Raw genomic sequence first — 7,001 nt, 5'->3', positions numbered from 1 at the left:
TGTTCTGTCCGAGGACATGGCTGAAAAGCTGGTCTCAGTAGCCATCCCCAATCTGCAATTCCAGGAACCAGTAGACAATATGGGCCTTCTGGTGGTGGGCAACTACGGGACTGGAAAGTCCCACCTGATGGCTGTTATCTCCAGTCTGGCGGAGAACCCGGAGTTGTCCGAACATATCAGTCACAGCCAGGCTGCCAGTGAAGCCGCCAAAATAGCTGGTAAATTCAAAGTGGTCCGAACCGAAATCGGTTCCACCACCATGCCCTTGCGGGACATTCTGGTTCAGGCCCTGCAGGAGCATTTAAGCACCATTGGAGTGCACTTCAGGTTTCCCGCCTCAAGCGAGGTCTCCAGCAATAAGCCTGCTTTTGAAGAAATGATGGCTGCATTTCACCAGGTGTATCCGGATCACGGCCTGCTCCTGGTGGTTGATGAGCTGCTGGACTATCTGCGCTCGCGAAAAGATCAGGAGCTTATCCTGGATTTGAGCTTTTTGCGGGAAATGGGGGAAGTCTGCAGTCATCTGCGGTTTCGCTTCATGGCCGGAGTACAGGAGGCAATTTTCGACAGCCCACGGTTTTCCTTTGTAGCCGAAAGCGTGCGCCGGGTTAAGGACAGATTTGAACAGGTCCTTATCGCCCGTAAGGATGTCAAGTTCGTGGTGGCCAACCGTCTGCTCAAGAAAACAGCTGAGCAGCAGGCCAGTATCAGAAAATATCTGACCCCTTTCGCCCGATTCTATGATCGAATGAATGAACGTATGGACGAATTTGTGCGCCTGTTTCCGGTGCACCCGGACTACATAGACGTGTTTGAACAGGTCAGGGTGGTGGAAAAAAGGGAGATTCTCAAGACACTGTCCAGGGCCATGCGGGATCTTCTGGACAGGGAACTTCCCCGGGACTACCCGGGCCTGCTTGCCTATGACAGCTACTGGCAGAATCTGCGGGCCAACCCTTCATTTCGTACCATTCCGGAGGTCAAGGAAGTCCTGGATTGCAGTGGCAATCTGGAGTCCAGGATAGAACAGGCTTTTACCAGGCCGGCTTACAAGCCCATGGCCCTGCGCCTGATCCATGGTTTGTCCGTACATCGTTTAACCACTGGAGATATCTACGCCCAGATGGGAGCCACCCCTGATGAACTGCGAGACGGCTTGTGCCTGTATCAGCCGGGTATTGAGGACCTGGGTGGAAATCCTGCTGATGATCTGCGTTCCCAGGTGGAAACCGTACTTAGAGAAATCCACAGAACGGTCAACGGTCAGTTCATTTCCTATAATCCGGATAACGGCCAATTCTTCCTGGATCTGAAAAAGACTGAAGATTTTGACGCCTTGATTGAAAAAAGAGCTGAGTCACTGGATGATTCCCAGTTGGATCGCTATTATTTCCAGGCCCTGAAGGAGATCATGGAATGTACTGACCAGACCTATGTTACTGGTTACAATATCTGGGAACATCAGCTTGAGTGGCCTGAGCGCAAGGCAATGCGGCAGGGCTATCTATTTTTCGGCTCTCCCAATGATCGTTCTACAGCAGTGCCCCCCAGGGATTTCTACCTGTATTTCATTCAGGCCTTTGATCCACCTTACTTCAAGAATGAGAAAAACAGGGACGAGGTCTTTTTCCGTCTTAAGGGCCTGGATGATGCCGCCAGAAAGACTCTGGAACTATATGCAGCTGCCCTGGATCTGGCATCCACTGCTTCCGGCCATGCCAAGAACACCTATCAGTCCCGGGCAAATAACTTCCTGCAAAAAATGGTCAACTGGCTGCAGGAGCACATGACAGAAGCCTTTGAGGTCAGCTATCAGGGCAGGAGCAAGACTATTCCTGAATGGTGCAAAGAGGGTCTGGGCAAGAGTTCTCCAGGTAACTGGCAGTCCCATCGGATCAACTTCCGGGATCTGGTGAACACAGTAGCCGGGATCTGTCTAACAACCCACTTCCATGATCTGGCCCCGGACTATCCCCGATTCCCACTTCTAATCACTGCGGACAGTCGCCCTCAGGCAGCTCAGGATGCTTTACGAAGCATAGCCCAGGCTGCAGGTGGAGAAGCTCATGGTGCAAACAAAACCAGTTCCTCAATGGGCACCAAACAGGCCCTGGCTGTGCTGGACGCCCTGGAGCTCTTGCAGGGAGAGCGGATTGATCCTGTTCACTCCAGATATGCAGCCCAGGTGCTGGAAAAAGTGAATCAAAAAGGTCATGGGCAGGTGGTTAATCGCTCCGAGCTTTTGCAGGATGTGCAGGGGGTGGAGTATTTTTCACCGCAAAGCAGCCGTCTGGAGCCGGAATGGCTGGTGGTGGTTCTGGCTGCTCTGGTCTATTCCGGTGATCTGAACCTGACCATGACCGGCAGGAAGTTTGATGCCACCAGTTTGAATCAGCTGGCAGGAATGAGGGTGGAAGACCTGACCGGGTTCAAGCATGTGGAAAAGCCCAAGGAGTGGAACCTGCCTGCATTGAAGGCCCTGCTTGAGCTTCTGGGTCAGAATCCTGCCCTGGCCCAGCTCATCACCCAGGGCAAGGAAGAGCCTGTAGCCCAGATGCAAAGCGCCATTCAAGGCAAGATCAAGCAGCTGGTGATCCTGCAGCAAAATCTGCAAAATGGGATAGTTTTCTGGGGCCATAGCCTTATCCCGGAGCCAGAAGCAGAAGAATACAGCCAGAAACTGGGCCAGACCAAGCAGTTTCTGGAGTCCATGCAGGCTTTTAAAACCCCAGGCCAGCTAAAAAATTTAAAGGCTGCGCCCCAGGATATTTCTGAGCACAAAAAAACTTTTGATCTTGTAAAAGAGATCCAGGCCCATCAAAGTCTGGTCCAGGAACTGGGGGATACAGCTGCCTACCTGTCCACAGCAGAGGCTGTCCTGCCTGCTGAAAGTGAATTGTCAGCCAGAATCAGCCAGTCTCGATCACAGGTAATGAACAAGCTCAGCCAGGCCAAGATTCCGGATCAAAGCCTGACTGCCGATGTCCGCAGGATACTGACAGAGCTCAAACAGGAATATGTGCGCTACTATATTGATCAGCACTCCAGGGCCAGGCTCGGGGTAAATGATGAAAAGCGCAAGTCCAGGCTGCTGCACGACTCCCGGATGGAAACCCTGAAAAAGCTTTCCACCATAGAGCTACTGCCCAGACAGCAGCTGGTTGATCTGCAGAACCGGCTGGCTGCCCTGAAAATCTGTACCCGGCTCACTGAACAGGATTTACAGGCGGCCCCTGTGTGTCCGCATTGTCAGTTCAGGCCGGGCGAAGAGAGAATCCAGGCCTCAGCCTCCAGTGCTCTGGAGACAATAGATCAGGAACTGGACCAGTTGATTGAGCAGTGGACAGATTCGTTGCTCAGCAATCTGGAGGATCCCAGCACAGAACAGAACCTGGAACTGCTGAGTCCCGAGCGTAAAGACATGGTGCATCAGTTCATGGAAAGAAAAGAATTGCCGGAGCCTTTGGAACAGGATTTTCTGCAGGCCATGCAGGAGGTTCTCTCCGGACTAAGCAAGGTGGAAGTCAGTCTGGACAGTCTGCGAGATGCCCTTGTTTCCGGCGGATCGCCTGTAACTCCTGCGGAGATGAAGAAGCGTTTCGAATCCTACCTGGATCAGCTGCTCCGGGGCAAGGAGCCGGAAAAGGTCCGTATTGTGATCGATTAAACAAAATAGATGCAAGGTTGAAATAGAACTTATGCGCAAAGAAAATAATTTGCAGTTACCCCTGCAAGATCAGGAAGATAAGCAATCCGCTCCAAGACAGCCGGTAGAGTGCCTGGGCATGACCTTTGCCCATGACCAGGAGCGCAGGAATTATTTTCTGGACAAGCTGAGTATAGCCTTGCAGGAACTCAAAGAAAAACTGCAGGGCGTGCCTTTCAGCTCCTTGCAGGATACCATAGATCGACTGGAATCATTGCAGCACTGGCCTTTTGGGCATGAATCCCAGGTTCAGGAACTGGCCCAAAAAATGGCTGAGGCAGCTGGAAGCAGGCGCGGGGATAATCCAGGCCAGACACCAGATCTTTTGCAGCTGTTCAAGGACGAAATCGGCTTTCCCCACGGCAAAGATGAAGACATTCTGGCCCTGTCGGATCCGCCATATTACACTGCCTGCCCCAATCCGTTCATTCCGGAGTTTATCAGACAGCATGGCAGGCCGTATGATCCGGAAACGGATGACTACCACCGGGAGCCCTTTGCCACTGATGTCAGCGAGGGCAAGAATGACCCCATCTACAATGCCCATTCCTACCATACCAAGGTCCCGCACAAGGCCATCATGCGCTATATCCTGCACTATACCGAGCCTGGAGATGTGGTGTTTGACGGCTTCTGTGGTACCGGCATGACCGGTGTGGCCGCCCAGCTGTGCGCTGATCGACAAACAGTGGAATCCCTGGGCTACCATGTGGATAAGCAGGGTGTTGTCTACCAGCAGGAAACCGGACCGGACGGCAAGGCAGCCTGGAAGCCTTTTTCCAGATTGGGAACCCGTTCAGCAGTCCTGAGCGATCTATCACCAGCAGCCACCTTTATTGCCTATAACTACAATACGCCTGTGGATGTGCAGGCATTTGAACAGGAAGCAAAGCGCATTCTCAAGGAAGTGGAGGAGGAATGCGGCTGGATGTATACTACTTTGGCCTATGCTGTCAGCGGCTCCAAAACCGCATCCCAGGACCAGCAAGAGGCCCTGGCAACAATAATGGCTGAAAAGCTGCGAGCCTGTAAATCAGTTGAAGAGATTCGTAAGCTTTTAAGGACCCAGCCTTCAGAAACAGATGTGCAGCCTGTCTGGGGGCAGATCAACTATACTGTATGGTCGGATGTCTATATCTGCCCGGAATGTGCTCAGGAGGTGGTTTTTTGGGAAGCTGCTGTGGATAAAACAGCTGGCAAGGTACATAGTGATTTTCCCTGCCCTGTTTGCAATGCCCTTTTGACCAAGCGAAAAGTAGACAGAGCTTGGGTCACAAAGCTGGATAAGGCTATTGGTCAAACTATCCGGCAAGCCAAACAAATTCCTGTTTTAATAAATTATAGTGTTGGCAAAATTAAGTATGAAAAAAGACCAGATATTTATGATTTTTCTCTGATCGATAAAATTGAACAGCTCGATATCCCATACTGGTTTCCGACTTATCAAATGATGTTTAAAGGTAAAGAGTGGGGAGATACATGGAGATCTGGTGTTCATGCTGGCATAACTCATGTACATCATTTTTATTCAAGAAAAAATTTGTGGATTATTGCATCGTTCGTTTATAGGCTCTGTCGTGTTTATAAATCCGATCTGGCATTAAGATTATTGTTCATAAAAACCGCCTCAGAAAGAATAACATCAAGGCTAGCAAGTATCGCATTCAGTTATTTTTTTCATGGAGGTGGGGGATTTATCAATGCAGGAACAAAAGGAACTTTATATGTTTCTTCTACTGTTCCTGAAACTCCTGCTTATATCAGCCTTAAGTCACGTTTATCATCTATAAATTGGAGTCTTCCGGGGAATGGTAGGCCTCTCATTAGCACACAGTCTACTACAAAAACTTCATGTAATACAAATGGAGTTGATTACATATTTATTGATCCTCCATTTGGTGGAAACCTGATGTACTCAGAGTTAAGTTTCTTATGGGAGTCTTGGCTGAAGAATTTCACCAATATTAAGCCTGAAGCCATAACGAACAACTCACAAGCTAAAGGCTTGTCGGAATATCAAAGTATTATGACAAAATGCTTTTGCGAATATTACCGTCTATTAAAGCCTGGACGCTGGATGACTGTGGAATTTCATAATTCCAAGAACAGCGTCTGGAATAGTATTCAGGAATCCTTGCAAAGTGCTGGTTTTGTTATAGCTGATATCCGCACCTTAGATAAAAAGCAGGGCTCTTTTAAGCAATATACCTCGGCAAGTGCAGTCAAACAAGATCTTATTATTTCAGCCTATAAGCCAAATGGTGGCCTTGAAGATCGTTTCCAACTTCAAGCTGGCACCGAAGAAGGAGTTTGGGAATTTGTACGTAACCATCTCAAGCAGCTACCTGTTTTCGTTACTCAGGGCGATGCTGCAGAGGCAGTGGCTGAAAGGCAGAATTATCTCCTTTTTGACCGAATGATCGCCTTCCATGTCCAGCGCGGGGTAAGCGTGCCCATGTCTGCTGCTGAGTTTTACCAGGGACTGGCCCAGCGCTTTGATGAGAGGGACGGCATGTATTTTCTGCCTGAGCAGGCTGCTGAATACGACCGGAAACGCAGGACAATAAAAAAATTCCGAGAGCTGACGCTCATGGTCATTGACGAGGCTTCGGCCATTCAATGGCTCAAGCAGCAGCTTTCCAGAAAGCCCCAGACCTTTCAGGATCTGCATCCCCAATTCATGAAGGAAATCGGAGGCTGGCAAAAGCATGAGAAGATGTTGGAGCTCTCTGATCTGCTGGAGCAGAATTTTCTGATATATAATGAAGGCAGTCCCATACCGGCCCAGATTGTTTCCTGGATGAAGCAAAGCGAGGAATTGCGAAGCATCATTGCTGAAGAGACTGAAGTTGGCCGCTTGCGTGAAGACCAGGGCGCTTTGCATATAGAGCAAACCACCCCGCAAATCTCCAAATTGATCAGCCGGGCCAGATCCCGCTGGTATGTACCCAATCCCCATAGGGCTGCGGACCTGGAAAAGCTCCGGGAGAAATCCCTGCTCAAGGAATTTGAGGAATACAGGCAATTCAAGGGCCGGAAGATGAAGCAGTTTAGACTTGAGGCAGTCCGGGCCGGATTCAAAAAGGCCTGGCAGGACCGGGATTACCAGACCATCATCAAGGTAGCTGAAAAGATCCCGGAGAAGGTTCTCCAAGAAGACCCAAAACTGCTCATGTGGTATGATCAGGCGGTGACCAGGGTGGGGAATTAGCAATGAAGCTGGATGAGCCTATTCCTATTTATCGGCTCATGCATGTAGACAATCTGCCGGTTTGTTTGAATCGAGGTGGACTAC

The 7,001-nt window shown here is 50.0% G+C and carries 2 protein-coding genes; both read left to right on the top strand.

Translation table 11 applies throughout. The annotated features are described in order from the left end of the window. On the top strand, nucleotides 1-3,667 hold a 3,667-nt coding region (locus QZP87_RS03570), incomplete at its 5' end, for a DUF6079 family protein (protein ID WP_291321543.1). A gap of 49 nt (nucleotides 3,668-3,716) precedes the next feature. Next, nucleotides 3,717-6,917: a DNA methyltransferase gene (locus tag QZP87_RS03565; protein WP_291321542.1), complete on the top strand. Its 3,201-nt coding sequence runs from the start codon at nucleotides 3,717-3,719 to the stop codon at nucleotides 6,915-6,917. The last annotated feature ends 84 nt before the right edge of the window (nucleotides 6,918-7,001 follow it).

Origin of the sequence: Desulfonatronospira sp. (genome assembly GCA_003563255.1) — a bacterium.
Lineage (GTDB): Bacteria > Desulfobacterota > Desulfovibrionia > Desulfovibrionales > Desulfonatronovibrionaceae > Desulfonatronospira.
Note: the sequence above shows the minus strand (reverse complement) of the source record. Positions and strands in the feature narration are given on the sequence as shown.